We start from the raw sequence: 25,615 nt of genomic DNA, 5'->3' as shown, positions 1-25,615 counted from the left end.
GCTTATGACCTCCTAGAAAATAGATTTTTCAATCGAGTTATAAATGTACTTTGGTTTGGAACATTAGTTTCTTCTACTTCAAAATTAGCAAAGTTATGCACAATTAGTTTCAGTTTTTTTGTAATTGCAGCATTGGGATGTAAAATAGAGAAAGGAACTTGTGCTTTCACTGACGCACGTACGACTGGATCTTCAGGCAAGGAACCAAGTACAACAATTTCTTTGGATAAAAATTTAGACATGGCCAGTTTTAATCTAGACGTCGTGTCCACCCCTTCTTCTTCCGAAAACGCTCGATTGCAAAGGACAAAAAAGTTCTTTTCTGGATCTTTAAAATAAATGAATTTCATCATCGAATAGGCATCTGTTATAGAAGTAGGCTCTGCAGTTGTAATAACAATAATATCGTCCACAGAAACTAGTAAGTCCAAAGTCTGGGTTGTTGCACCGGCACCCATATCAAAAACAATATAATCATAGTTTCTTTGTAAATATTCAAATGCTTCGATAAGACGGTCGAACATTTTGTCGTTCCATTCCATTACACCCGAAAGTCCAGAACCTCCCGAAATATATTGTAAATTATTTGGTCCTTCGAACATGACCTCTTCGATTGTTTTTTCCCCTACCAAATAATCTCTCAAATTAGTCGGAACTGCTTTTCCAAGCAATATATGAATATTCCCCATACCGATGTCCATGTCGATTAGTACTACTTTTTTCCCTAATGCACTTAAAGTGGTCGTAAAATTCATCGAAAAATTACTTTTCCCTACGCCACCTTTTCCACTAACAACGGCTATCGATCGACCTAGCTTTTGCCTACTTCGCAACATTTGCATTCGTAACTGTTCAGCTTGATCTCTCATAACGAATCCCCTTTAAAAACAAATTGAGTAATCCATCCAGACTAGCTTCCACAATATCCTCCGGGACTTCTTGACCATCTGTATAGTAAGCAAGTCCCTTTTTATATTTAACCATTAAATTAACAATAGAGCCAATAGAATTTGTTTCATCTACTTTTGTAAAGATAAATTTTTCAATCGGAAAGTCCTTGAATTGTTCTATAATTACTTCCATATCTCGCTGTTTTGATGTAGATGATAATACAAGAAATGTTTCTGTATTTTCTTTTAAGTCGATTAGTTTTTGCAAGTCTTCGACAAATTTCACTTCTTTGTAATTTCGTCCCGCAGTATCGATAAATACTACATCTAATGCTTCAAACTTATGCATTGCTTGTTGTAAATCTTGTTCGTTATAAACAATTTCAATTGGCGCTTGTAATAATCCTGCATACGTTTTTAGTTGCTCTATCGCTGCAATTCGGTATGTATCCGTCGTTATAAATCCAACTTTTTTCTTTTTTTCTAATACGGCTCGTGCAGCCATTTTCGCAATGGTCGTTGTTTTTCCTACTCCAGTTGGCCCTAGTACGTTAATATATTTCTTCGTATACGAAATACCGCCAAATGGGTATGCATCTAGCTCGGACATTAAGTAATCACTTGCTATTTTTTTCTGCACTTCGATAGCTGTATCGTCTTCGTTTTTTTTCATATGCACGAAAAGCTCATCACTGATCGATGTGATAAGCTCTTCTGCTAGTTCTTGCTCCTTCAAATGGTGAATTAGAGCTTCCATTTCAGCCGGATAACTCCTATTTGTTTGTGGACGTCCAATCAACTTAACCATTTGTTTTAAGTCTTCTAATTCTTTTTTTATCTCAGCTGAACTAGAATCTTCTTGTACTTGTTGATGATTTGTTTTTTCTACCACAGGTGCTGGACTTTCGATCGAATCCATTCCTGCTAATACTTCAATCGATTTCTTTTTAAACAACCCTAAAAAGCCTTTCGAATAAACTACTTTAGAATTTAAAATGACTGCTTCTTCTCCTAATTCTTTACGAATTAGTTTCATTGCTTCAGGCATAGTATTAGCCGTATATTTTTTCATTTTCATTCTATATTCACCACCCCAACACTTTGTACTTCAATAGATGATTCTAGTTCATTGTAAGAAAGAATCGGAATTTGAGGGAAATACCGTTCTGTCATTTGACGTAAATACATGCGTACTGCAGGAGAACATAAAATAATTGGCGATTGCTCCATTAACGATGCTCTTTCGATTTCCTTTGCCATCGATTCTAAAATGGCTTGGGAGTCGTTTGGATCTATTGATAAGTAATTGCCGTGTTCTGTTTGTTGAATACTATCTGCTATCATTTTTTCAACTCTACCAGAAACAGTTAACACTTTTAACACATGACTATTTCCTGCATATTGCGTTGTTATTTGTTTTGCTAATGATTGTCTGGCATACTCGGTTAGTACATCGACGTCCGACGTCATTTTGGAATAATCAGCAAGTGTCTCAAAAATTATTGGCAAATTACGAATGGACACATGCTCTCTCAGTAAGTTTACTAATACTTTTTGAATTTCCCCTACCGTTAAAGGTGTAGGTGTTAGCTCATCCACAAGAATCGGATATGTTTCACGAATATGGTCGATTAACTGTTTCGTTTCTTGACGTCCTAGTAATTCATGCGCATTATTTCGAATAATTTCCGTCATATGGGTAGATACAACACTCGGCGGATCGACAACCGTATAACCAAGTATTTCGGCTTCTTCTTTTACAGATTCCGTAATCCATTTTGCAGGTAATCCAAAGGAAGGTTCGATTGTATCTATTCCTTCAATCGAATCATCGTCTCCAGGGCTCATGGCTAAATAGTGGTCTAGTAATAGTTCTCCCCTAGCCATTTCGCTTCCTTTAATTTTAATGCGATATTCATTCGGTTGAAGTTGAATATTATCTCGAATACGAACAACTGGGATGACAACCCCAAGTTCCAGTGCCAATTGTCTACGAATCATCACTACTCGGTCGAGTAAATCGCCGCCCTGTGCAGTATCTACTAACGGGATCAGTCCATAACCGAATTCAAATTCAATCGGATCCACATTTAATAGATTAATGACATTTTCAGGACTTTTCATCGTATCCGTTGCAACTTCCTCTTCATATTCTTCTAATTCATCCGGATCTTCTTTACTAGATTTACTTATCATATAAGCCCCAATTGCAAGTGCAATCGAAATGGGGAATGTGAGTATGATTCCAATAGGCGTAATAATACCAAGAAGCGCGATAGTAGCCGCTGCAACATATAAAAGTTTTGGCTGATTAAGTAACTGACCCGTAATGTCTCCACCAAGATTTCCTTTAGATGCTGCTCTTGTAACAACGATACCGGTTGCGGTAGAAATTAATAAGGCCGGAATTTGAGAAACAAGACCATCCCCAACAGTTAAAGTAGAAAACAGAACTGCCGCTTCATTGAAAGGAAGACCTAGCTGAACAACTCCAATAATAATCCCAAACACCAGGTTAATAATAACAATAATAATACCTGCTATAGCATCCCCTTTTACGAATTTGGTAGCACCATCCATTGCCCCGTAAAAGTCCGCTTCTCCACTAACTTTTTCTCGTCTTTCTCTTGCCTCTTTTTCAGAAATCATCCCCGCATTTAAATCTGCATCAATACTCATTTGTTTACCAGGCATAGCGTCCAAGGTAAAACGAGCGGCAACTTCTGCCACACGTTCTGCCCCTTTCGTTATGACGATAAAGTTGATAACTACTAAAATAGCAAATACAACTAGACCAACTATCATATTCCCACCTGTTACGAACGTACCGAAAGTTTCAACTACTTTACCAGCGTCACCTTCCGCTAAAATTGCTCTTGTAGTCGAGACATTCAAGGCAAGCCTAAATAAAGTTATTAGTAAAACTATAGTAGGGAAAACAGAAAACTGTAAAGCCTCTTGCATATTCATAGCAGTCATTAATATTAATAAAGCGATCGTAATATTAATTATTATCAGAAAACTTATTAACCAATGAGGAAGAGGTATTACTAGCATCGCCACAATCGAAATGACAGCTGCTAAAACGGATATATCGCGGATTTGCATAATACTTCCACCTCAATCTTTGTCTTTAAATTTTTTGTTTAATTCGATATACATAGGCTAGCACTTCCGCTACTGCTTTAAAAAATTCATCCGGAATACGTTGTCCGATTTCCACTTGGTCGAACATCGCTCGTGCTAGCGGCCTGTTTTCAACCATTACCACATCATTTTCTTTGGCAATTAACTTAATCTTTTGGGCAACAAAATCGGCGCCTTTAGCCACAACTACTGGTGCATCCATCGATTCATCATCATACTTTAAGGCAATGGCAAAATGAGTAGGGTTTGTGATAACTACGTCTGCTGTTGGAACTTCTTGCATCATGCGACGCATAGCCATTTCCCTTTGCCTTTGTCTAATACGTGATTTTATAATAGGATCTCCATCTGAATTTTTATGTTCATCTTTAATGTCCTGCTTCGACATTTTTAAGTTTTTTTCATAGTCAAATCGCTGATAAAAGAAATCTAATATCGATATAAATAACAACACAAAAGATGCCGCTATCCCCATCATCCCCGTTAGCCATCCAACAGTCGATAATGTATCCCAAGCTGTTTTAAAGGACAAGGATAATACTTGTTCTAGATTCATCCATAAAATAAGGGTAGTGACAGATCCGATAAAAGAGATTTTCAATATCGATTTCAATAACTCTATAATAGCTTTAAGCGAAAAAATACGTTTCAATCCTTTAATCGGGTCTATCTTTTTTAGGTCAAACTTAAGTGGCTCCGTTGTAAAAAGCAAACCAAACTGAAAAAAGTTTGCAGCAATCGACGCTACAACAGCTACAGCCATAATCGGTAGTAATATAACAGCCATTTCCATTAATAAATCTTTATATATTTCGATCGACGTATCAATCGTCAACGTTTCCATTAACATATATTTGGTAAATGTCACTTCAAAAAAAGAAAAGATTTCTGTTCGCAAAAAACTGGCAAAGAAAAATAAAAATAAAAACACAGAAAGTAACACAATGGCACTCGTTACATCTTGGCTTTTTAATACTTGTCCTTTTTTACGCGAATCTTGCCTCTTTTTAGGGGTTGCTTTTTCTGTTTTTTCTCCAGCAAAAAACTGTAAGTCTAATCGGAGTTCGAACATATTAGCCACCTCCTAAAATAATCATTAAGTCACGCATGCTGACAACCATCATTTCAAACATTTCCTTAACAACGGCCATTAAAACACCTATCATCACAAGGAGTACTATAAAACTAACTCCTATTTTAATCGGAAACCCGACTACGAATATATTCAACTGGGGAACGGTTCTTGCCGTAATACCTAGTGCAATATCTACTAAAAAAAGTGTCGCCACGATTGGGATAGACATTTGAAAGGCTACCGCAAATATCCCCGCAAAGGTTTTCATGATAAACTCCACAAAATTTTCTTGACCAAATGCAGGCCATGCGAGCTCCATCGGGATAAATTGATAGCTATAAAAAACACCATCTAACAGTAAATGATGACCATTTAAAGCAAGCAGCAAAAGAAGTGCTAACGTATTTAAAAATTGACCAATTAAAGGACTTTGTGCGCCAGTTTGCGGATCTATAACGTTTGCAATAGCAAAGCCCATCTGAAAATCGATAAACCCACCAGCAATTTGCACGGCGGACATAATGATATACGCAAGTAATCCAATAAACAATCCAACCATTACTTCTTTTATTATTAATAATAAATAATCCCCATTCACTTCAAATGGTTCCACATCCATCGTATAATACATCATCCATGAAAGAATGACCGCAAAAGCAATTCGATGCGATGCTGGTACCGTACGATGCGAAAAAAGAGGCAAAATGACGAAGAAAGCGGAAACTCTTGCCACGATTAATAAGAATACAGTTAAGCTCGGGATGATCTCTTCCATATGCTCAACCAATGTATCTTATTAAATTTTCAAATATATCCGCAGCATAGGATGTCACTTGCGATAACATCCAAGGTCCGAAGAAAACAATGGCAACTAAAACAGCAATAATTTTCGGAACAAATGCAAGCGTTTGTTCTTGAATTTGTGTCGTTGCCTGAAAAATACTGACCGCAAGACCAGTGATTAATGCGACCAAAAGAAGAGGACCTGATGCAAGAAGAATGACCCAAATTGCTCTTTCCGCAATCGAAATTACCATTTCATTATTCATGACAATCAGCTCCTAAAAACTTTGTAAAATGGATTTCATGACTAAATACCATCCATCCACTAATACAAACAATAATATTTTAAATGGCAATGAAATCATAACAGGTGGTAACATCATCATACCCATTGACATTAATACACTGGCAACGATCATATCAATTACTAAAAAAGGGATAAAAATCATAAACCCTATTTGAAAAGCCGTTTTAATTTCACTTAAGGCAAATGCAGGAACCATCACCGTTAAAGGAATATCTTCAATCGTTTCTGGTCGTTCTGCTTCTGTATAACGTAAAAATAACTCTAAATCTTTTTGCCTCGTATGTTTGCTCATAAACTCTTTAAAGGGACCACTCGCATTTTCATACGCTTGTTCTAATGTTATCTCTTCATTGAACAGTGGCGTTAAGGCATCTTCATTCACTTGCTGAAAGGTAGGCGCCATGATGAAGAAAGTCAAAAATAAGGCCAATCCAACAATGACCTGGTTGGGAGGCATTTGCTGTGTTGCAAGTGCCGTCCTTACAAAGGAAAGAATAATAACGATTCGAGCAAAACTTGTCATTAAGATTAAAATGCTTGGTGCCAAAGATAAGACCGTAAGCAATAGCATTAACTTGATCGAAGTAGAGACATTAGATGGATCACTGTCCGAAAAGAACTGGACAAAATCATTCATTTTTTTCGCGCTCCTTTGTCTTCCAATCCTCTAATACATCACTACGGTCTTTTTTAACTTCTCGTAACTTTTTTTGGAACGTTTCGTTAAATGAAGGATCTTTTTTTTCATTATTTTTCGGTCGAGAAGAAGTACTTTCTTTTAAACGCTGGACTAGTTCTGTTATGTATGGAACTGTTTTTCCGACGATATCTTGTTTTTCTTCATATATTTTCGTAAGTTTCTCTTTTTCATCTGGATCCTCTATTTCTTTTAATAGCGTAATATCTTCCCCAATACCTACTAAAAAGAGAGAATTGCCAACTTGTAATAACTGAACGGATTTACCTTGACTAACGCCAACTCCACCTAAGTTTTGGATGAGGCTGTTTTGTTGGAACGTTTTATTTCTACTATTAACAAATCGTAAAAGACCATAAAGTAATAACACTACGAATAGTAAAGCAAAAATCATTTTGACATAATCCCAACCAGTTACAGATACTGGATCCTTAACAATATCTTCCTTTTGTTCTTCTTCCGCAGTAGGAGCAGGCTCTTCTTCTGAACTATCCGTCTTTGATTTGTTATAAAATTCTTCTATACTTTCATTCGAATCTATAGCCGCATATACCTTTTGATCGAATAGTAAAAATAATGTAGTGATGATACAAAAGACGAGGGTGAACTTCCTCATCATTGTATTACCCGATTGCTTTGGAAATTGCTTCAATTACTCTGTCCGCTTGGAATGGTTTCACGATAAAATCTTTTGCTCCAGCTTGAATAGCGTCAATAACCATTGCTTGTTGCCCCATAGCTGAACACATTATAATAACCGCGTTTGGATCTTTTGTTTTAATTTCTTTTAATGCAGCAATTCCATCCATCTCAGGCATTGTAATATCCATTGTTACTAAATCTGGTTTCAGTTCAGCATATTTCTCAATAGCCTGTACTCCGTCCGCAGCTTCTCCTACTACTTCAAACCCGTTTTTAGATAAAATATCTTTAATCATCATGCGCATGAATGCTGCATCGTCCACTATTAAAATTCTTTTTGACATCTTTATGTCTCCCCCAGTACTTATTTTAAATTGTTAATACGATCTGCTTGGCTTAGAATATCGGTAATTCGAACACCGAAGTTTTCATCAATTACTACGACTTCCCCTTTAGCAATATGTCTATTATTTACTAAAATATCAACTGGTTCCCCAGCTAATTTATCCAGTTCAATAATAGAACCACTTGTCAGTTCTAATATATCTTTCACCGTTCGTTTAGTACGTCCTAATTCTACTGTTACTTGTAGTGGTATATCAAGTAGTAAATTTAAATTTCTAGATTCATTTTGTGATAGACTAGGCGCTTCAAAACTAGCAAATTGTGCTTGTTGCACTTCTACTTGTGGCTGTACTTGCCGTGGTTGACTAAATTGCATTGGTGCTTGTTGTTGAATTGGTTCTTGCACTTGCGGCGCTTGCGCTACTTGTGTTTGTGTCGGAGTAGTGTCCACTCGTTCTTCCATAACCGTTGCAGCCGCTTCTTGCTCGTCTTCTCCCATCAGCGATTTCACTAAATTTAAGCCGAATTGTAGCGGCAGTAATTGCATAATATTCGAATCGATTAGTTCCCCAATCTTTAAACGGAATGAAACTTTTATTAACATTTCATCACTTGGAATGGCATCCGTACCTTCATCTGCTAATAAATCCATCAAATCAATAGAAGGTGGTGAAATATCTACTTTTTTATTAAATACAGTGGACATGGAAGTCGCCGCAGAACCCATCATTTGGTTCATCGCTTCTTGCACGGCACTCAGTTGAATCTCACTAAGTTCTGGCTTTGGATCAATTCCATCTCCACCAAGCATTAGATCAGCAATTATAGCTGCATCTGATTGTTTAATGACCAAAAGATTCATGCCAGTGAGTCCCGCAGTGTAATGCACTTGGACCGCTACATATGGTTGTGGAAATTCCTCTTTAAGTTTCGAACGATTAATCATGCTTATATTGGGAGTCGTTATTTCTACTTTCTGACCTAATAGAGCAGACAATGCCGTCGCTGAACTACCGAAGGAAATATTTCCTATCTCCCCTAGTGTATCTTGTGCAAAGTCATCCAAATAATCTTCTACATTAATCACTTCATTGTCTTGATCACTTTTTTCCTCTTCTAATGTCGTTCCTCTTAGGAGGGCCTCAATTTCTTCTTGGGAGAGCATATCATCACTCATCATCATCCTCTCCTCCTTTCAAAGTTTCTATGACTTGTACAGCCATTCGTTTTTTTAGTTTTCCGGGTTGCGCTTTAAATTTAGGAATATTCCCAACTTTAACCGTTAACGGATCGTCTATTTTCGTATTCAGCTGGATTACATCACCTAATTGTAAAAACAACAAGTCTTCGATGGAAATATCCGTGGAGCCTATTTCCGCTACTATTGGTATTTCAGCTGATTTTACTCGTTTTTCCAGTACTTTTAACTGCTCAGGTGAAACTTCTTTTTTATTTGTTTGCATCCAATATCGGACCGATAAGTTTGGCACAATTGGTTCTAAAACGACATGTGGGATACAAATATTTATCATCCCGCTTGTTTCCCCAATAATTGTGTTAAAAGATATAACAACTACTGTTTCGTTAGGAGAAATCATTTGTAAGAATTGCGGATTCACTTCAAGCTCCGTAAGTATCGGATCGATATCTGCAATATTAGCCCAAGCTTCTCTCAAATTATCAAAAGAACGTTCAAATAAGTTGGTCATAATTTTTGTTTCAATCTCGGTAAGATTATCTGTTTTTGTATGTGTTTCTCCTCGTCCACCCATTAGTAAATCTAACATCGTGTAGGCGATATTCGGATTAATCTCCATGAGAATATTTCCTTCTAAAGGAGGAACTTCAAACACATTAATCAGCGTCATATGTGGTACCGATCGAATAAACTCTTCAAAGGGAATTTGATCCACGGATACGACTGAAATTTGCACGTACGATCTTAATTGGGCAGAAAAAAAGGTTGTTAATAAGCGAGCAAAATTTTCATGAATTCGTGTTAAACTACGAATTTGGTCTTTGGAGAATCGAAGTGCACGCTTAAAGTCATACACTCTAACTTTTCTAGCTTCTTGCTCACTTTTCATCTCGTCTGCTGTCATTTCGCCTGTGGAAAGCGCACTTAACAACGCATCTATTTCCGATTGAGATAATATATCTCCTGCCAATCTGCCCACCTCCATTCAAAGTATATCTTTACTGGATTATATAAGAAGTAATATAAACTTGCTGCACTTCTCCTGCATCCATTAACTCATTAATTTTCGTTTTTAGGGATGATTGAAAATTTGCTTTTCCTTGCTTACCTTCTAAATCTTCTGGGGTCATTTCAGAAAGCTCTGTAATGACAATGTTATTTACTTGGAAATCTCGTTTTGTTAGTTCCTCAGCAGCTTCCGGTTTGTCCATTTGCACTTTTAACGAGATGCGAATGAATTTGTTTGCAGCAAGATTAGTTGTAATTTCTGGTATATCCACCGAAGACTCAACGATTTCGTCAATGTTCGGACCAGTTTCTTCATCACCTTTGTTTAATTGGAAAATAATAAGTAAAGCGATAACACCTACTAAAGTGATGGAAACTAAAATTATTAGCATGATGGTTAGTAGTTTATTATTTTTACTCTTCATGTTCTTCACCTCTAATATGGGGGTTCGCTAATATATGTATCTCTTGATAAAATCGAGAAATTTGAGCGTGTACTTCTTCCCTGGATTCCAACGCTACATATTTATGACCGTTTGTAAGTGTGATCGTTGTATCCGGAAAAGATTCCACCGTCTCTATGTACAGAGCATTCAACGAAAACTCTTTGCCGTTTAATCGTGTTAATTTAATCATATAAAAGGGCCGGGCCACAAAGGAGCGGCCCACCCCTCCCTTACAAATTTAGTAGTTTAATAGATTAACGTTTTAAGTTGATAAGCTCTTCTAAAATGGAGTCAGAAGTTGTAATAATACGAGTGTTCGCTTGGAACCCACGTTGCGCAACGATCATATCTGTGAATTCTTCAGAAAGGTCAACGTTAGACATTTCTAGGAAGCCTGAGTTGATGGAGCCCATACCGGATTCAGTTGCAGTTTGAAGAATTGGTGTACCAGAGTTTGATGTATCTTTAAAATAGTTTGAACCAACCTTTTCCATGCCACCTGGATTTGGAAATTTAGCAAGAACAAGTTGACCTGCCCAACGCAATGTTCCTTCTTTGTCAACAAATGTTACAGTACCATCTTGGCCAATGTTCATACTTTGGGCATCTGTTGGTATTTTAATTGGTCTATATTCACCACCAACAGTAATAGCCATATCAGGCAAATAGCTTCCCCCTGTATTAAGATTACCAGTAGCTTCCCAATTTCTCTCTACGGTAGAAGCATCCGGATAAGATAAGTTGGTTACTGTCGCATTAGCCTTTGCCAATTCTTCTGCCGCCGTTGCTGCTGCAGTATCTGCATCAAGAGCAGCTTTAGCATCTGCACCGTCAGCATGCTTAGGATCCATGGCATTCTTTAAGTTATCTTCTGCTAGTTTTAAACCCGCTTCTGCTTGTGTTACTGCTGCTGGGTCAGCAGGACTAAGAGCTTTAGCAGCCGCTAATTCATCATTTGCAGTTTTTACCTCGGCTTTTAGAGGATCAAGTGTTGCAGTTAAAGCATCTGCTGCAATCTTAGCTTCATCTGCTCTATCATTAGCGGTTTCTGCCGCTGTTACCGCTGAAGCTAGTGCGTCTGTAAGGGCTGTAGGATCTACTTTAGTAACTCCACCAACTAAAAATTTACCATCACCATTCACTAAATACCCTTCATTGTCCATATAAAAGTTCCCAGCGCGTGTATACAACGGATTAACAAACCCCTCACGATTAGCATTGGTAGAATCAGCTACTTGAAAAAATCCGTCCCCTGAAATTGCAAGATCTAATGTATTACCAGTTGATTGTAATGCCCCACCTGCATGAATTGTATCTATTGAAGCTAATTGTGAACCTAAACCTACTTGTTTAGCATTAACTCCCCCACGTGTTCCTGTCGCAGCTGAAGCTCCTGCTGTTGTTTGTGATATTAGATCCTTAAATATCGTACGTCCTTTTTTAAAGCCGTAAGTATTTACATTGGAGATGTTATTCCCAATCACGTCTAATTTTGTTTGAAAGTTTTTTAAGCCTGAAATTCCTGAGTACATTGAGCGAATCATTTAAATTTTTCTCCCTTCTATTTGCGTGCTAGCTTCATTCAGTCCGCTGCACATAGCATCCTTTACAAGGTCCTGCTATAAATTTTTAGTTCAGCACAATCGTGCCATCGATATTAGTAAATAATTGATTGTTTGCTTCCGTGCGGTCCATTGCAGTAATCACTGTCGCATTTTTTGCGCTGACGATTAATGCTGCTTGATCCATCAATACTAAAGAGTCTTTTACACCTTTTGAACGAGCTTCTGCTACTTTATCATTAATCAGTTGCCACTCCGCTTCTGTAATGACGATATTTCTATCGATTAACCGTTGATTAGCATGTTTACTAACTTTTAACTCTGTTTTTACGGTTGCATCATGTAAATGCTGCAAAAAGGATTGTTTTGGTGTGGTGACTTGTTTTGTCGTATAGGATGGACGGATTACTGGTTGCATTGGAACACGATTAATCTTAATCTTATCCATTGCGTATCCCCGTTCTATTAACTAATCGAGTTTATCTGATTAGCTGTAATTGTTGTATTATCACTTAAGTTATAAACAATTGAGCCATCTTTTTTCGTTACAGACATAACTTGTCCCGTTCCTTCAGTTTCACCGTTCATGTAACTTACTGTTTTACCAATCATCATACTTGCTTCTACTAAACTATTTGCGTTTGTCCCACTAGTTAATACTTCTGAAATATTGCCTGGTGAAATGACTTTTCCATCCGCAAGTGTAAATTCTACACTGCCATTTACGAATTTAATGGCACTAATTTGACCAGTACCTTCATTTGTAATAGGTTTGCCAGCTTCATCTAATTTTTCCGTTAACTCATGCCATTTCACTTCTTTACCCACAAAGTTACTGTATTCAATCATTTGCGATTGTTCTTGAACTTGGGCAAAATCCTCAAATGCTTTTGTTAAATTGGTCATTTGTTCTAAAGAAGAGAACTGTGCCATTTGTGCTATAAATTGTGAATCATCCATTGGTTTGGTTGGATCTTGGTTTTGTAGTTGCGCCATTAATATTTTTAGAAACGCATCTTTTCCAAGTGTACTATTTCCAGTTTGCTTTTCTACTTTTTTTTGATTAGCCAAATACATATTACTTGTAATTGGATTCATGTCTGCCATTTTTTAAACCTCCATTTCCTTTAAAAATTCTTCGAATGAAGATTGTTCTTCCGATGTTTCATTCGGTTGTTCTTTTTGCTCTTGTTGCTGTTGTTTAAATGACTCTTGGAAAGACTGGTTTCTTTCTTGTCTATTTGCATCTTGCAGAGCTTGCGTTATTTCAAGCTTATCTAATTGAATATTTTGGTTAACTAAGCTTTGTCTTAAATGGTTTGAATTTGAATCTAACATTTCTTTTCCAAGTGCAGTGGATGCTAACATTTTCGCAGTTAAGATCCCGTCTTTTTGGACTAATTCGATACGAATTGTTCCTAGTTGCTCCGGATACAATTTAATAACTAATCTGTTCGCTCCATTTGTTTGGCCGAACTGTACACGATTCATCACTTTTTGTAGTTCTTTCATAAATTCTTCTGATTGCGCCGGTTTTTCTGACGGCAATGTCATCGATACTGTTTCTACTTTTGTTTGAACAATAGGAGAAGTGGACGATTGGATATTTGTCGTTACTTCTTTCGTTTCCACAATTGTTTCAGTTGGAACTTGTCGAACAATCACTTGCTGAATAACTGGCTTTAATCCTTGCATTATGTCCGGTTTTTGTGTTTCTTTAAGGACAAGATTCGTTGTATTTTCTTTGACATTTTCGAGTAGCTGTTTCAAATCAAAATGGGTTGATTCTTGTTTTAACGTTAGATCCGATTTATCGCCAATTAGTTGTGCTATTTTTAGTAATTGCACTGCTTGCTTTGCTTCAACTGGTGAAGCAGTTCCTTGGCTATTAAGCGCAAGTGTTATCGCATCTGTTAGCTTATTTGCTTGCTGTTGGATACCCGCTAGCATGTCCCACACATTCGATTCTTCTATGTCCATTGTTTTGCCTGTATCTTCTTCCAGCAGTTTATTTAATAATTCTTTTAATTGTTTGGGGTTAACTTCTAACCCTTCCGAACCGATGAGTGATTCTAATTCTTCTAGTGATGTTGCGTTAAGAATGGATAGTAAATCTTGGATTACATCCTGTTCAGGCATATTTGGGATAGCATCAACTGTTGGTTGTATTTGTTGGTTAGATAATATTTGACCAAAAGTATTGCCGAAAATTTGATTGCCTTGAGGAGATAATTGCTGCCCTTTCGTTGGAACAGCTAGATTATTTCCCATATTTACGATTGCTGCGAGATTCAAGGACTTTGTCACCTCCTTTCACTTAAAAAAATATTATTGCTCTGTCATAAGCTCTGTATATTTTGCTGCATCTTCCGGCGTCATTTTCTCATAGATTTTCGCCACTGTATCTGGTTTTAAACTAGTTAATATACGCAAAGCTTCTGCGTCACTCATTTTCGTAATGACAGGTGCTGCCGCTTTAGCAGACATTTTCTCGAACGTTGAAACAATTTCGCTATATGCTAGTTTTGAGCTTGCTTGTTCTCTTTGCAGTGTTTCTATTTCATCGAGTAGACGCTCTTGTTCCACTAAAAGTGCTTCATTTGATTTCGCAGAGTTTTCAATTTCTACTTGTAATTGACCAATTTCTGCTTCTTTTTGTTGAATTTCTGCTTGAAGTGAAACAACCCGTTCTTCTAGACGGTCTGTTTCTATGTCATCTGTTACTACTTCTGATTGTCCGACACCCGTTAAATCTTTTGCTTTTTCAAAAACATTCACATTCAATATTTGAGCAATAATTAGTAGGAGAGCTAAAGCAAATAACAAAGGAATGATAAACCAATACAAAAACATTTTCATTTTGCTTATACCTTTTGCACTATTTTTCTCTTGTGGAATGCTTTTATTCGATTTGTTCGGCTTAGCCATGCTTTTACTCACCTAATCTCTTTGTTTTGAAACTTTAAAGAAGATATTTCATCTAACTGTATCGCTTCTAGTCGATTTTGTTCTTCCTTGAATTGTTCGAAGTCCTTTTCCTTCATCTTTTCGAACTTTCGTACTTCCAGTGATTTTTCCACTAGTTTTTGTTCAAACCAATTCATTTTGGAACGCGCTTGGATGACTTCTTTTTGCACAACATCAATTCTTTTTTGTAATCCTTCGATAAAATTCGAATAATGATGCACTTGGTCGATCGACAATCCTGATGTTAAGCGATTATTTTGCGCATCTATTGTATCTTCTTGTTTTTTTAATAGTTCATATAATTCAGTCGCAACTTTTTCAAACATGTTCACCGATTCTTTAAACGCTAGTTCTGTTTCTGACTTTTCCTGCTCTCGGACGTTTAATACTTTTGCAAATTTATATTGATAGGTAACCATTTTACGAACCAGCCCCCGCTAATTTCACTATTTCATCCACAGTCGTCTTAAGCGATACTTTGTCTAAATAGCCTTGTTTTAAGAATGATGTTATTAAAGGCTCATATTGTATAGCTTCATCAATTTCTCTGGAAGTACCTCGTTTATATGCACCGATATTGATCAAATCCTCTGATTTGTTATAGGTGAAATATAAATCTCGCAATCGTTCAGCAGCTTTTTTATGCTCTTCATCTGAAATATGATTCATCAGCCTACTGATGCTTTTCAATACATTAATCGCGGGATACTGTCCTTTGTTGGCAAGCGAACGATCTAACACGATATGTCCGTCCAAAATACCTCGAACAGTATCTGCAATCGGTTCGTTCATATCGTCTCCATCTACTAATACAGTATAAAATGCGGTGATTGTGCCATTTTCATTGGTACCAGTCCGCTCCAATAGTTTCGGTAATATCGAAAATACAGAAGGCGTATATCCTCTTGTTGCAGGAGGCTCCCCAACTGCAAGCCCAATTTCTCGCTGCGCCATCGCAACACGCGTAACGGAGTCCATCATCAGCATGACATTTAAACCTTTATCACGGAAATACTCAGCAATTGCGGTAGCAGTAAAGGCTCCTTTTATACGCATTAAAGCAGGTTGATCTGATGTGGCAGCCACAACAATTGATTTTGCTAATCCTTCTTTCCCTAGATCTCGCTCGATAAATTCACGCACTTCTCTTCCACGTTCCCCGATAAGTGCAATAACATTTAAGTCCGCGTTCRTATTTCTTGCAATCATTCCAAGCAAAGTACTTTTACCAACACCAGAACCGGCAAAAATACCAACCCTTTGTCCTTTTCCGATTGTTAGCATGCCATCGATTGCTTTTACTCCTACTTCGATACGTTCATCAATCGGTGGGCGAGTAAGTGGATTTGGCGGATCTTGTTCTGTACCGACAGTCATCAAGCCTTTTGGTAGTATAGTTCCATCAATTGGGTTCCCCATAGAATCGAGCACTTTTCCTACTAAATCCGGTCCTACTTTTATCTCTAAAGGACTTTTTGTCCCTTCTACTAAACAACCTGTTGATATTTCTCGAATATTTGTATAAGGCATTAAAATGACGATTTCTTCTTTGAATCCAACTACTTCCGCAAAGATTACAGAAGGACCGTTTTTAGAAGAGTTAATATGAATCTTACAAACATCCCCAATAGAACTTTCAGGACCTTGTGACTCAATCATTAATCCAACAACACGACTCACACGACCATATTTTTTAAATGTAGGTACATTCGAAATCTGTTGAATTAAATCGACCGCTTTCATCACATTCACTCCAAGCTATCTAGCATGTCTACTAGTTTTTGTCTTAACTCCTGTAGTTGCTCATCGATACTGACAACAATTCTTCCATGGTTTGTTTCGATAAAACAATCCCTAGCTTCCAAATCCTCATCTACAAAAATCATAAAAGGTACATCTACTGGAAACAAAGAGGCAAGTTCTTCACGATTACTTGAAACTAAAGAAAAATAAGTTGGTGAAACATATAGCTTAATTTCTTTCATCTCTCTCGCTTCTTTTAGTCCTCTCTTCACGACGGACAAATAATTTTGCGCATCTTCTTCTAGTTTAGTATTTATAATTCGCTCTGCTGCTCGAAGTCCAAGTTCCAATATTACTTGTTCTTGCTGTTGTAAATATTTTGCTGCGTTTTCATGGGCAATCTGCATCGTTTCATTCGCTGTTTGTATCGAATGTTGCATATCGGAGAGGGCTTTTTGACGCCCTTCCTCCATTCCTTGCGTAAAGCCTTCGTCGTATGCTTGTTGTTGAAATGCTAACTTTTGCTCAGCCCATGCATTTCGTTCATTTTCAATCGACTGATTCGCCTCTTCTATTTCTTGAGCTAATGCAGCTTTCTTTTGCGTAATTTCTTGCTCTACTTCCTGCATCATTTTCTCTCGTTCTTTTAAGAGGATATCCAAAGAAAGAGGTTGCTCTGTGTCGATTTCTTCTTGTACATATAGATTTCTTATTTCAATCGGTTTTAATTTCTCATTGTTTTCACTTACTTGTACGCTTCGGAAAATCCTAGACAATAATGTCATCTCCTCCACCACGTGCAATTATAATTTCGCCCGCATCTTCTAATCTACGAATTACTGTGACAATTCGAGACTGCGCTTCTTCCACGTCACGTAATCGAACCGGCCCCATAAATTCCATTTCCTCTTTAAACGTTTCAGCCATACGAGTAGACATATTCCGGAAAATAACATCTTTTACTTCTTCGCTTGAAACTTTCATGGATAGAAGTAAATCCTCGTTTTCACAATCACGAATAACACGTTGAATGGAACGATTGTCCAATGTAACAATATCTTCGAATACAAACATGCGTTTTTTGATTTCTTCTGCAAGTTCTGGATCTTGAATTTCTAATGCGTCCAAAATCGTTTTTTCGGTTGTACGGTCGACTCCGTTCAACACTTCCACTACCGCATCGACTCCACCAGTTTCCGTATAATCTTGGGTAACCGTAGAAGAAAGCTTCCGTTCTAACACCGATTCGATTTCACTTATAACTTCAGGTGAAGTAGAATCCATCGTCGCAATCCGTTTTGCAATATCCGCCTGCATTTCTTGTGGCAAGGAAGAAAGAATAATTCCCGCTTGCTGTGCTTCTAAATAAGATAAGATTAGCGCAATTGTTTGTGGATGCTCATTTTGGATGAAATTAAATAATTGCGTCGGCTCTGCTCTTCTTGCAAAGTMAAAAGGTCGCACTTGCAAGGATGATGTTAAACGATTAATAATCGCTTGTGCATGCTCCGAGCCAAGTGCTTTTTCAAGTACTGTTTTTGCATATCCGATACCGCCTTGCGAAATATAATCTTGCGCAAGTGCAATATTATGAAATTCTTCAATAATGTCTTCTTTAATTTCTGGTTCCACTTTTTTTACACCAGAAATTTCTAAAGTTAAGCGCTCGATTTCTTCTTCATTTAAATGTTTATAAATGGAAGCAGACACTTCAGGTCCTAGCGAGATTAACAAGAGCGCGGCTTTTTGTTTGCCACTAAGTTCTTTTTCTTTTTTATTCATAGCCGTCCTCCTAATCAATTACCCCACAGCGTAATTGCGTCCAGATTTTGAATTGCGTTAGCGCAATTAACTCCTTTCAAAATCTGTGACATCCGCCAGATGCTTTAACTTTATTCTTCAGAATAAGGTTAATCCTCTGCTATCCAAGTACGTAACAATTTCGCGAAATCTTCTGGTTTGTCTTTTGCCATTTTTTCTAGTTGTTTTCGTCTTAAGGTAGCTTCCGTTTCTTTTTCATCATTAATATCATCGATTTTCAATTCTTCTCGCTGTTCTTCCAGAATAATTTCTTCTTCCTCTTCATTTCTTCTAGATCGAATGATAAAGATGACGAGGAGAATAATCGCTACAAGTAAAATACCTCCAACTACGTACACCCACCAAGGAATAGTCGCAGTAGTTTCTGCAGTCGCTACCGATTTACCGTTAAATGGTTGAACGGACACGACAATTTTTTCTTGAAGTTGTGCTTCCGTTAGTTCTGTTACTTCGTCTTTATCAATAGAAGTTCGAATAATCGTTGCAAGAATTTGTTCAATGTCTCCTTGCACACCAGTTGGCATAGAAGCAATATCTTCCGGATTTGGTGGTTCGACCATTACTTGGATACCGATGTCTCTAATTTTATAAGGGCTTTCGACAATTTCTTTTCGAATTCGATTAACTTCGCTATTGATCATATCTTCGGTTCTTTCATAATCACCGTTGGCAGTAGAGCCTTCCACATAATTTGTGAAGTTATCCGTCGCATCTTCTGCTTGCGGTGTTCCCCCTGCAACCGGATTATTTCCAGTGAATGTTTCGGAAATACGTTGCGCACTAATCTCGATTCCAGCCATGTTTTCTTCATCTACAGGAAGCACCAAATTTTCTTCCCTATTTTCTTTTTGGAAATCAATATCTGTTGTAACCGAAACAACTACTTTGTCTTGCCCCATTAAAGTACCTAACATCGTTTGTACTTGTCTTTGTAGGTCCCGTTCAATGGTCTTTTTAATCGTCATTTGATCGGTTACACTTGTACCCCCTGCACCGTTAGTCGCCTGTGCCATATCAAAATACTCTAAATACTGATTTCGAATCGTAATATCTTCTGTCGATAAGTTCGGAATGGATCTAGAAACTAAGTTGTATAAAGACGTGATTTGAGATTCCGTAAACTGATATCCTGGTTCTGTATTTAAAATAATAGCGGCACTCGCTGCGTCGTTGCTTTGTGATAGAAAGACGCTTTCTTCAGGTAATGTAATCATGACCTGCGCATCTTTTATCCCTTTTACACCTTTAATCAAATTAGCTAGTTCCGTTTGCATCGAAGCTAATTTTAATACGTTAAATTCGTTGTCTGTCATACCAAAACCAGCATTCTGAGAAAAGAAGCTATAGTCAATCATTCCAGACTGTGGAAATCCTTCAGCTGCTAATTGTACTAATAATGAATCGACTTGCTCTGCTGGAACAGAAATCGATGTTCCACCAGCGGCAATTTCATTTGGTACTCCTTGTGCATCTAAAGTTTCTTTTATACGCCCTATTTCAGAAGGAGAAACATCCGAGTAAAGAGGAACAAATTCTGTTTTTGTTAAGAAATAGGTAAGTATAGCAGCTAGTAATATAACCGCTAGTACGCTGCCTATCATTGTTCCTTTTTGCGTCTTTGTTCTGCTTTTCCAAAACAAAGTTATGTCATTAGTTATTTTTTTTATACGCTCATTCATTTGTATCCTCCGGTTATGGTGAATATTTTTGCTCGATATTTAGCGATAACCGAGAGTTTAGACTGGCATTCGCATGATTTCTTGATACGCTTCAATTACTTTGTTTCGAATTTCTAAAGTCGCATTCAATGTAATACTTGCTTTTTGGGAAGCAATCATCACATCGTGCAATTCTATATTTTCCCCACGAAGTAATTTATCTGTTGCAACATCAGAAGCTTTTTGATTTGCATTTACAGATTCAATCGCGCCTTTCAAAAAATCACCAAATTTTTCTTGTGCTTCTGCGGAACTCACTTGGGAAGTTGTAGAGACAGGATTTATTTGGGAAGGATTAAACAATGAAACAGATTCTATTGCCATATTAGTTCAGACCTTCTTTCTTCTTATTTTCCAATTTCTAATGCTTTTGATAACATCGCTTTGTTTGCATTAAAAACTGTGACATTCGCTTCATATGAGCGTGTGGCTGATATTAAGTCAACCATTTCTTTTAAGGGGTCAACATTAGGCATTTCTACATACCCTTCCTCATTGGCATCTATATGCGTTGGGTCATACACTAATTTGAATGGCGTTTCTGTATCTTCGTTTATTTTCGACACTTTCACACCATGTCCTAAACTATCTTTATTGGCAGTTCCCATTGCTACGTTTAAGAAATTTGAAAATTTTCCTTCCAATGGTTGTAATGTAACTGTTTTTTTTCTATAAGGCTGCCACTCACCATCGACAAATTTTCCACGAGTAGTATCTACATTCGCCATATTAGAAGAAATGACATCCATCCGAAGCCGTTGAGCTGTTAAAGCGGAAGCTGTTGTGTTCATCCCATGAAAAATCGACATTATCTGCTTCCTCCTTTAATAACGGTTTGTAGTGTATTTAACTTCCCACTTACACGATCTACAAGTGCATTATAATAAAGTTGATTAGTCGCAAGATTCGCTTGTTCCTTATCCATGTCGACTCCGTTTCCATTATTGCTGTATCGGAAATTTTGATAGTCAAATACTCCAGAAGCACTAGTTTTCCCGCTAAAATTCAAATGTTTCTGTTCTGTACGTTGTGCAGCTATAGTAGTTGTTTTTGCATCTGACAAAAATTCGTTAAAACTAACACTTCTCGCTTTGTAATTCGGTGTGTCAACATTCGCTATATTTTGCGCAATAGTTTTTTGTTTCGCAGCAGAGAAATCTAATCCTCTTTCCAAATTTGAAATTGTACCACCAAATATACCCAACCATTTCACCTCATTTTACTTTTTTCGACTTTTATATATAGTAATAATCTATGAAAATCATAATAATCTAATTGTAATGAAAACGTTACAATGTGTCTATTCAATTTTCTTTAATTTAATAGGTCCTTTTTCCTTTTTTTCGCCAACTTTCGACTTTTTATTGTCTTTTCTACTCAATTGTTAATTTTTACATACATACCCAATAGAAATCAATCATAAACCATCAAATTTCACATAATCTTAATGTTAGAAATATCAAAATAATATAATTCGTGTACCACATTGTCTATTTGCTACTTTTTCGCTAATTAGTTAGTCGGTAATTTACTTTATAGAAAAACTGCGTGGTAAGGTGACCACCGTGATTTCCGCTTCAGGGCGGACGCTTTCCACGGGGTGAACGATGAGCCTTCACCGCCGCTTGCGCGTACGTTGTGAAGTCTCATTATGCTCAGAGAGGAACAAAGGCTAAGAACGCTACATCGTGTGGCAACGCCTTCGTGACCAACATCGTGTTGGCCTCCACTGGAATCGCCGCCCTGCAGCGAAAATCAATGGAAATTGCTAAATTATTGAAATCCCATATTAACAATAAGATAGCTGAACACGTAGTCGAGTAGATGCCGGCCAGGCGTGTTCGACGGGTTTTAAGACATATAATTCCTATAATAGGTCGGAATTATAGTTGTCTCACATCAAGTAAAGAGCCATTTTGAGAATTGGTTGCTTTCACGAGTAATTTGGTTGCTCTCATGCTGATTTAGTTGCTTTCGTAGTAGAACTGGTTGCTCCCAGTGATCGGTTGGTTGCCCTAAGCCATTTATTGGATGAATCCAATGAAAAAACTGGTTGAAATTTTGTTTTTTAACGGGATGGTATGGATAATTGGGCAATTTCTTTTGATTTTCGCTACAGGCGTCGACTCCTACCGGATAAGTGAGCAAAATGAGACTTCACAACGTCCGCCTAAGCGGCGGTGAAGGCTCATCGCTTACCCGGTGGAAAGCGTACGACTGCAGCGAAAATCCTAGCGGTCACCCAATAGGCCTTTTACGTCGCAGTTTCTCTAAAAAGCGAGCGACTAATGGCCTAAGCCCAACTAACAAAAGGCTACTTGTCGAAACTACGAGACTTTAGCAACAGTAGATAATTTAATTGCATGCTTTACTACTCATTTGCCTACAAAAAAAACCTCCACCACAATTAAGTAGAAGAGGTTAGTCTTATTGCTTATTATTTCATTTTTAACTGAGCTAATTCAGCTAGGAATTTATCGTTAAGAACTTTAATATAAGTTCCTTTCATTCCTAATGATCTTGATTCGATTACGCCAGCACTTTCTAATTTACGTAGTGCGTTAACGATTACAGAACGAGTAATACCTACACGGTCTGCAATTTTAGATGCAACAAGTAAACCTTCGTTACCATCTAGTTCTTCGAAAATATGCTCAATTGCTTCTAATTCACTATATGATAATGAATTAATGGCCATTTGAACGACTGCTTTACTACGTGCTTCCTCTTCGATTTCTTCCGATTTTTCACGTAGGATTTCCATACCAACTACTGTTGCACCATATTCACCAAGGATTAAATCATCATCATGGAATTCTTGTTTTAAACGACCTAGGATTAATGTTCCTAAACGCTCACCGCCACCAATAATTGGGACAATTGTAGTCAAACCATCTTTAAATAGTTCGCGGTTTTCTTCTGGGAATACAGAATGTTGACTGAATACATCTAAATTGGATGAAGTTTCATTTACATTAAATAAATTCTTTGTATAATCTTCCGGGAATTGACGTTCTTCCATCATTTTAATCATACGCTCATTTTCAATTTGTTGATGTACTTCAAATCCAAGTAATTTCCCTTTTCTACTTACGATGAATGCGTTACATTCGATTACTTCACTTAATGTTGCTGCCATTTCTTTAAAGTTTACTGGTTTACCAGCAGATGCTTGTAGCATCGAGTTAATCGTTCTTGTTTTGTCTAATAAGTTCATTGTTGTATCCTCCATTATAGTTCTTTAATTTTTTTAATATTCTAAAGCTTTTCAATTGTTCTGTTGAAAACACCCAGTATTACATTCTACAGTATAAACTGCGATAAATCTTTATTTTTCACAATATTGTCAAGTTTTTGATCGATATATGCCGGAGTAATTTGAATATGGGCTGGTGAAATGTCAGAAGCTTCATAAGAAAGCTCCTCTAAAATCTTTTCCAAAATCGTATGAAGTCTTCTTGCACCTATATTATCGGTCTCTTGGTTTACTTCATAAGCGATTTCCCCAATACGCTCGATTGATTCATCCGAAAATGTAATCGTTACTCCTTCTGTTTGAAGTAATGCCTCGTATTGCTTCACTAAAGAATGTTGTGGCTCTTTTAATATTCTAATAAAGTCATCTTTCGTTAGCTTTTCCAATTCTACACGAATCGGGAATCGCCCTTGCAATTCCGGAATGAGATCCGACGGCTTCGACATATGAAACGCTCCGGCAGCGATGAACAAAATATAATCTGTCTTAACAGCACCGTATTTAGTCGTTACAGTAGAACCTTCAACAATCGGTAAAATATCTCGTTGAACACCCTCTCTTGAAACATCTGCAGAAGAATGACTTCCACTTTTGCTCGCAATCTTATCCATCTCATCGATAAAAATTATGCCAGATTGTTCCGTTTTTTCAATTGCAATTTGGGAAATTTCATCATTATCCATTAACTTACCCGCTTCTTCATGAACTAAAACTTTCCGTGCATCTTTTACTTTCATTTTTCTTTTTTTCTTTTTCTTTGGCATTAAACTAGAAAACGCGTCTTGCATGTTCATACCCATACTTTCCATTCCGCCGCCTTGCAACGCGTCAAAAATAGAAGGTGCCGATTCCGTTACTTCCACCGTTACAATTTCTTCTTCGAGTTTCCCGTCTCTTAAATCTTCGGCAATTTGAGAGCGTTTTAAACGTATATCTGTATCTTCTATATCAGAATTTTCATCGTCGCCCTTACCACCAAAAAGAGCTTCAAACGGATTTTGATTGGCATTCTTTTTCTTTAATGAAGGAACTAAGAGCTTAACTATCGCATCATTTGCCAAACGAATAGCTTGATCTTTTACTTCTTCCATTTTTTCTTCTTTTACAATTCGAATCGCAGCTTCTACTAAATCTCTTACCATCGATTCCACATCTCTACCGACATATCCTACTTCTGTAAATTTAGTTGCTTCTACTTTTACGAAAGGAGCTTTTGTCAGTTTCGCGATTCTTCTAGCAATTTCTGTTTTCCCTACACCAGTAGGTCCAATCATCAATATATTTTTCGGGATGACTTCATTTTTCATCTCTTCATCGAGCAATTGTCTTCGATAACGATTTCGAAGTGCTACAGCTACCGCTTTTTTTGCAGTTTCTTGACCAACGATATATTTATTTAAATGCTCGGTAATTTGTTTTGGGGTTAAGTTTGTTTCTTTCATTCACCTATTACCTCCACAATAATTTGATGATTTGTAAATACGCAAATATCCGCTGCAGTCGTTAAAGAAGCGACCGCTATTTCTTTTGCAGTCATATTTTCTCCAGCGTACTGTTTTAATGCTCTTCCAGCAGCAAGTGCATAATTCCCACCAGATCCAATCGCTAAAATTCCGTCGTCTGGTTCAATTACTTCCCCAGTACCAGAAACCAGTAATAGATTTTTATCATCCATTACTAACAGCATTGCTTCTAGCTGTCGTAACATTTTGTCCCCTCGCCATTGTTTGGCAAGCTCAACTGCTGCACGTTGCAAATTTCCGTTAAACTCCAGTAACTTTCCTTCGAACATTTCAAATAGGGTAAATGCATCTGCTACGGAACCGGCAAATCCTGCTACGACTTTACCGTTAAATAATCTTCTTACTTTTTTTGCTGTATGTTTCATCACGACTTGATTGCCCAATGTTACTTGCCCGTCCCCTGCCATTGCATGAGTTCCGTTATGACTAACCGCAAAAATCGTTGTTGCATGAATACTTGACATTATGCCATTACCTCCAATAGATC

29 protein-coding genes are annotated in these 25,615 nt (G+C 37.3%); all 29 read right to left on the bottom strand.

From position 1 onward, the window contains the following. Nucleotides 1-2 precede the first annotated feature (2 nt). Entirely contained in the window at nt 3-869 is an 867-nt protein-coding gene (locus AC1DFT_RS03355; protein ID WP_477917592.1) for a MinD/ParA family protein, read from the bottom strand. Next, a complete protein-coding gene (gene flhF / locus AC1DFT_RS03350) occupies nt 853-1,968 on the bottom strand; it encodes a flagellar biosynthesis protein FlhF (protein ID WP_477917590.1) in 1,116 nt (371 codons plus the stop codon). Before flhF ends, AC1DFT_RS03355 begins: the two co-directional genes overlap by 17 nt. Next, nucleotides 1,965-3,998, bottom strand: coding sequence for a flagellar biosynthesis protein FlhA (flhA, locus tag AC1DFT_RS03345; RefSeq protein WP_477917588.1), 2,034 nt, complete (start codon nt 3,996-3,998; stop codon nt 1,965-1,967). Before flhA ends, flhF begins: the two co-directional genes overlap by 4 nt. Before the next feature lie 25 nt (nt 3,999-4,023). Further along, nucleotides 4,024-5,109, bottom strand: a complete 1,086-nt coding sequence (flhB, locus tag AC1DFT_RS03340) for a flagellar biosynthesis protein FlhB (protein ID WP_477917586.1) — start codon at nt 5,107-5,109, stop codon at nt 4,024-4,026. 1 nt (nt 5,110) lies between these two features. Continuing rightward, nucleotides 5,111-5,887 carry a flagellar biosynthetic protein FliR gene (gene fliR, locus AC1DFT_RS03335; protein ID WP_477917584.1) on the bottom strand — a complete coding sequence of 259 codons (777 nt, stop codon included), beginning with the start codon at nt 5,885-5,887 and terminating at the stop codon, nt 5,111-5,113. A gap of 4 nt (nt 5,888-5,891) precedes the next feature. Continuing rightward, the gene (gene fliQ / locus AC1DFT_RS03330) at nt 5,892-6,161 is read right to left on the bottom strand and encodes a flagellar biosynthesis protein FliQ (protein WP_419961638.1); all 270 of its coding nucleotides are present in this window, start codon (nt 6,159-6,161) and stop codon (nt 5,892-5,894) included. A 12-nt stretch (nt 6,162-6,173) separates the two neighbouring features. After that, on the bottom strand, nt 6,174-6,839 hold the full coding sequence (gene fliP, locus AC1DFT_RS03325; protein ID WP_142608718.1) for a flagellar type III secretion system pore protein FliP: 666 nt from the start codon (nt 6,837-6,839) through the stop codon (nt 6,174-6,176). Further along, nucleotides 6,832-7,551, bottom strand: a complete 720-nt coding sequence (locus tag AC1DFT_RS03320; RefSeq protein ID WP_477917581.1) for a flagellar biosynthetic protein FliO — start codon at nt 7,549-7,551, stop codon at nt 6,832-6,834. Before AC1DFT_RS03320 ends, fliP begins: the two co-directional genes overlap by 8 nt. Next, nucleotides 7,523-7,885 carry a response regulator gene (locus tag AC1DFT_RS03315; protein ID WP_477917579.1) on the bottom strand — a complete coding sequence of 121 codons (363 nt, stop codon included), beginning with the start codon at nt 7,883-7,885 and terminating at the stop codon, nt 7,523-7,525. Before AC1DFT_RS03315 ends, AC1DFT_RS03320 begins: the two co-directional genes overlap by 29 nt. Before the next feature lie 20 nt (nt 7,886-7,905). Beyond that, a complete protein-coding gene (gene fliY / locus AC1DFT_RS03310) occupies nt 7,906-9,063 on the bottom strand; it encodes a flagellar motor switch phosphatase FliY (RefSeq protein WP_477917925.1) in 1,158 nt (385 codons plus the stop codon). Next, entirely contained in the window at nt 9,056-10,054 is a 999-nt protein-coding gene (fliM, locus tag AC1DFT_RS03305; RefSeq protein WP_477917577.1) for a flagellar motor switch protein FliM, read from the bottom strand. The genes fliY and fliM overlap by 8 nt, the downstream gene beginning before the upstream one ends. Before the next feature lie 28 nt (nt 10,055-10,082). After that, on the bottom strand, nt 10,083-10,517 hold the full coding sequence (gene fliL / locus AC1DFT_RS03300) for a flagellar basal body-associated protein FliL (protein ID WP_477917575.1): 435 nt from the start codon (nt 10,515-10,517) through the stop codon (nt 10,083-10,085). After that, nucleotides 10,507-10,728: a flagellar FlbD family protein gene (locus AC1DFT_RS03295; RefSeq protein ID WP_477917574.1), complete on the bottom strand. Its 222-nt coding sequence runs from the start codon at nt 10,726-10,728 to the stop codon at nt 10,507-10,509. Before AC1DFT_RS03295 ends, fliL begins: the two co-directional genes overlap by 11 nt. Before the next feature lie 64 nt (nt 10,729-10,792). Continuing rightward, nucleotides 10,793-12,082 (bottom strand): flagellar hook-basal body complex protein, encoded by a 1,290-nt coding sequence (locus AC1DFT_RS03290; RefSeq protein WP_477917572.1) that lies wholly within the window; start codon nt 12,080-12,082, stop codon nt 10,793-10,795. Between the two features lie 85 nt (nt 12,083-12,167). Beyond that, nucleotides 12,168-12,548, bottom strand: coding sequence for a TIGR02530 family flagellar biosynthesis protein (locus AC1DFT_RS03285; RefSeq protein ID WP_477917570.1), 381 nt, complete (start codon nt 12,546-12,548; stop codon nt 12,168-12,170). 17 nt (nt 12,549-12,565) lie between these two features. After that, complete coding sequence (flgD, locus tag AC1DFT_RS03280; RefSeq protein ID WP_477917568.1) at nt 12,566-13,207, bottom strand: flagellar hook assembly protein FlgD; 642 nt, start codon at nt 13,205-13,207, stop codon at nt 12,566-12,568. A 3-nt stretch (nt 13,208-13,210) separates the two neighbouring features. Continuing rightward, nucleotides 13,211-14,395 (bottom strand): flagellar hook-length control protein FliK, encoded by a 1,185-nt coding sequence (locus tag AC1DFT_RS03275; RefSeq protein WP_477917566.1) that lies wholly within the window; start codon nt 14,393-14,395, stop codon nt 13,211-13,213. Nucleotides 14,396-14,428: 33 nt separating this feature from the next. Then, a complete protein-coding gene (locus tag AC1DFT_RS03270) occupies nt 14,429-15,028 on the bottom strand; it encodes a MotE family protein (RefSeq protein WP_477917565.1) in 600 nt (199 codons plus the stop codon). Nucleotides 15,029-15,036: 8 nt separating this feature from the next. Continuing rightward, on the bottom strand, nt 15,037-15,486 hold the full coding sequence (gene fliJ, locus AC1DFT_RS03265) for a flagellar export protein FliJ (RefSeq protein ID WP_477917563.1): 450 nt from the start codon (nt 15,484-15,486) through the stop codon (nt 15,037-15,039). A gap of 1 nt (nt 15,487) precedes the next feature. Next, nucleotides 15,488-16,810 (bottom strand): flagellar protein export ATPase FliI, encoded by a 1,323-nt coding sequence (gene fliI / locus AC1DFT_RS03260; RefSeq protein ID WP_477917561.1) that lies wholly within the window; start codon nt 16,808-16,810, stop codon nt 15,488-15,490. A 5-nt stretch (nt 16,811-16,815) separates the two neighbouring features. Further along, nucleotides 16,816-17,595: a flagellar assembly protein FliH gene (gene fliH, locus AC1DFT_RS03255; RefSeq protein WP_477917559.1), complete on the bottom strand. Its 780-nt coding sequence runs from the start codon at nt 17,593-17,595 to the stop codon at nt 16,816-16,818. Next, nucleotides 17,579-18,592, bottom strand: a complete 1,014-nt coding sequence (gene fliG, locus AC1DFT_RS03250) for a flagellar motor switch protein FliG (RefSeq protein WP_477917557.1) — start codon at nt 18,590-18,592, stop codon at nt 17,579-17,581. The genes fliH and fliG overlap by 17 nt, the downstream gene beginning before the upstream one ends. A 128-nt stretch (nt 18,593-18,720) precedes the next feature. Next, nucleotides 18,721-20,310, bottom strand: a complete 1,590-nt coding sequence (gene fliF, locus AC1DFT_RS03245; RefSeq protein ID WP_477917555.1) for a flagellar basal-body MS-ring/collar protein FliF — start codon at nt 20,308-20,310, stop codon at nt 18,721-18,723. 57 nt (nt 20,311-20,367) lie between these two features. Further along, nucleotides 20,368-20,673 (bottom strand): flagellar hook-basal body complex protein FliE, encoded by a 306-nt coding sequence (fliE, locus tag AC1DFT_RS03240; RefSeq protein ID WP_477917553.1) that lies wholly within the window; start codon nt 20,671-20,673, stop codon nt 20,368-20,370. A gap of 23 nt (nt 20,674-20,696) precedes the next feature. Then, the gene (flgC, locus tag AC1DFT_RS03235; protein WP_477917551.1) at nt 20,697-21,158 is read right to left on the bottom strand and encodes a flagellar basal body rod protein FlgC; all 462 of its coding nucleotides are present in this window, start codon (nt 21,156-21,158) and stop codon (nt 20,697-20,699) included. Then, nucleotides 21,158-21,553, bottom strand: a complete 396-nt coding sequence (gene flgB / locus AC1DFT_RS03230) for a flagellar basal body rod protein FlgB (protein WP_477917549.1) — start codon at nt 21,551-21,553, stop codon at nt 21,158-21,160. Before flgB ends, flgC begins: the two co-directional genes overlap by 1 nt. Before the next feature lie 1,233 nt (nt 21,554-22,786). Beyond that, nucleotides 22,787-23,566: a GTP-sensing pleiotropic transcriptional regulator CodY gene (gene codY, locus AC1DFT_RS03225; protein ID WP_477917548.1), complete on the bottom strand. Its 780-nt coding sequence runs from the start codon at nt 23,564-23,566 to the stop codon at nt 22,787-22,789. Between the two features lie 86 nt (nt 23,567-23,652). Beyond that, nucleotides 23,653-25,047 (bottom strand): ATP-dependent protease ATPase subunit HslU, encoded by a 1,395-nt coding sequence (gene hslU, locus AC1DFT_RS03220; protein WP_477917546.1) that lies wholly within the window; start codon nt 25,045-25,047, stop codon nt 23,653-23,655. Continuing rightward, nucleotides 25,044-25,592, bottom strand: coding sequence for an ATP-dependent protease subunit HslV (gene hslV / locus AC1DFT_RS03215; RefSeq protein ID WP_477917544.1), 549 nt, complete (start codon nt 25,590-25,592; stop codon nt 25,044-25,046). Before hslV ends, hslU begins: the two co-directional genes overlap by 4 nt. Nucleotides 25,593-25,615 lie beyond the last annotated feature (23 nt).

Source organism: Psychrobacillus sp. 05T411 (assembly GCF_056396485.1).
The sequence above is the reverse complement of the archived record's forward strand: the minus strand, read 5'-3'. Positions and strand labels throughout refer to the sequence as shown.

Excerpts from the sequence above, each read along its gene's own strand:
- AC1DFT_RS03295 (WP_477917574.1), bottom strand. The coding sequence starts at position 10,728 with ATGATTAAATTAACACGATTAAACGGCAAAGAGTTTTCGTTGAATGCT.
- flhA (WP_477917588.1), bottom strand. The coding sequence starts at position 3,998 with ATGCAAATCCGCGATATATCCGTTTTAGCAGCTGTCATTTCGATTGTG.
- AC1DFT_RS03355 (WP_477917592.1), bottom strand. The coding sequence starts at position 869 with ATGAGAGATCAAGCTGAACAGTTACGAATGCAAATGTTGCGAAGTAGG.
- flhF (WP_477917590.1), bottom strand. The coding sequence starts at position 1,968 with ATGAAAATGAAAAAATATACGGCTAATACTATGCCTGAAGCAATGAAA.
- fliF (WP_477917555.1), bottom strand. The coding sequence starts at position 20,310 with ATGAATGAGCGTATAAAAAAAATAACTAATGACATAACTTTGTTTTGG.
- fliH (WP_477917559.1), bottom strand. The coding sequence starts at position 17,595 with ATGACATTATTGTCTAGGATTTTCCGAAGCGTACAAGTAAGTGAAAAC.
- hslV (WP_477917544.1), bottom strand. The coding sequence starts at position 25,592 with ATGTCAAGTATTCATGCAACAACGATTTTTGCGGTTAGTCATAACGGA.
- AC1DFT_RS03290 (WP_477917572.1), bottom strand. The coding sequence starts at position 12,082 with ATGATTCGCTCAATGTACTCAGGAATTTCAGGCTTAAAAAACTTTCAA.
- flgD (WP_477917568.1), bottom strand. The coding sequence starts at position 13,207 with ATGGCAGACATGAATCCAATTACAAGTAATATGTATTTGGCTAATCAA.
- hslU (WP_477917546.1), bottom strand. The coding sequence starts at position 25,047 with ATGAAAGAAACAAACTTAACCCCAAAACAAATTACCGAGCATTTAAAT.
- flgC (WP_477917551.1), bottom strand. The coding sequence starts at position 21,158 with ATGTCGATTTTTCATGGGATGAACACAACAGCTTCCGCTTTAACAGCT.
- fliE (WP_477917553.1), bottom strand. The coding sequence starts at position 20,673 with ATGGCAATAGAATCTGTTTCATTGTTTAATCCTTCCCAAATAAATCCT.
- AC1DFT_RS03270 (WP_477917565.1), bottom strand. The coding sequence starts at position 15,028 with ATGGCTAAGCCGAACAAATCGAATAAAAGCATTCCACAAGAGAAAAAT.
- fliQ (WP_419961638.1), bottom strand. The coding sequence starts at position 6,161 with ATGAATAATGAAATGGTAATTTCGATTGCGGAAAGAGCAATTTGGGTC.
- codY (WP_477917548.1), bottom strand. The coding sequence starts at position 23,566 with ATGAACTTATTAGACAAAACAAGAACGATTAACTCGATGCTACAAGCA.
- fliR (WP_477917584.1), bottom strand. The coding sequence starts at position 5,887 with ATGGAAGAGATCATCCCGAGCTTAACTGTATTCTTATTAATCGTGGCA.
- fliY (WP_477917925.1), bottom strand. The coding sequence starts at position 9,063 with ATGAGTGATGATATGCTCTCCCAAGAAGAAATTGAGGCCCTCCTAAGA.
- flhB (WP_477917586.1), bottom strand. The coding sequence starts at position 5,109 with ATGTTCGAACTCCGATTAGACTTACAGTTTTTTGCTGGAGAAAAAACA.
- AC1DFT_RS03315 (WP_477917579.1), bottom strand. The coding sequence starts at position 7,885 with ATGTCAAAAAGAATTTTAATAGTGGACGATGCAGCATTCATGCGCATG.
- AC1DFT_RS03285 (WP_477917570.1), bottom strand. The coding sequence starts at position 12,548 with ATGGATAAGATTAAGATTAATCGTGTTCCAATGCAACCAGTAATCCGT.
- fliP (WP_142608718.1), bottom strand. The coding sequence starts at position 6,839 with ATGAATGATTTTGTCCAGTTCTTTTCGGACAGTGATCCATCTAATGTC.
- fliJ (WP_477917563.1), bottom strand. The coding sequence starts at position 15,486 with ATGGTTACCTATCAATATAAATTTGCAAAAGTATTAAACGTCCGAGAG.
- fliL (WP_477917575.1), bottom strand. The coding sequence starts at position 10,517 with ATGAAGAGTAAAAATAATAAACTACTAACCATCATGCTAATAATTTTA.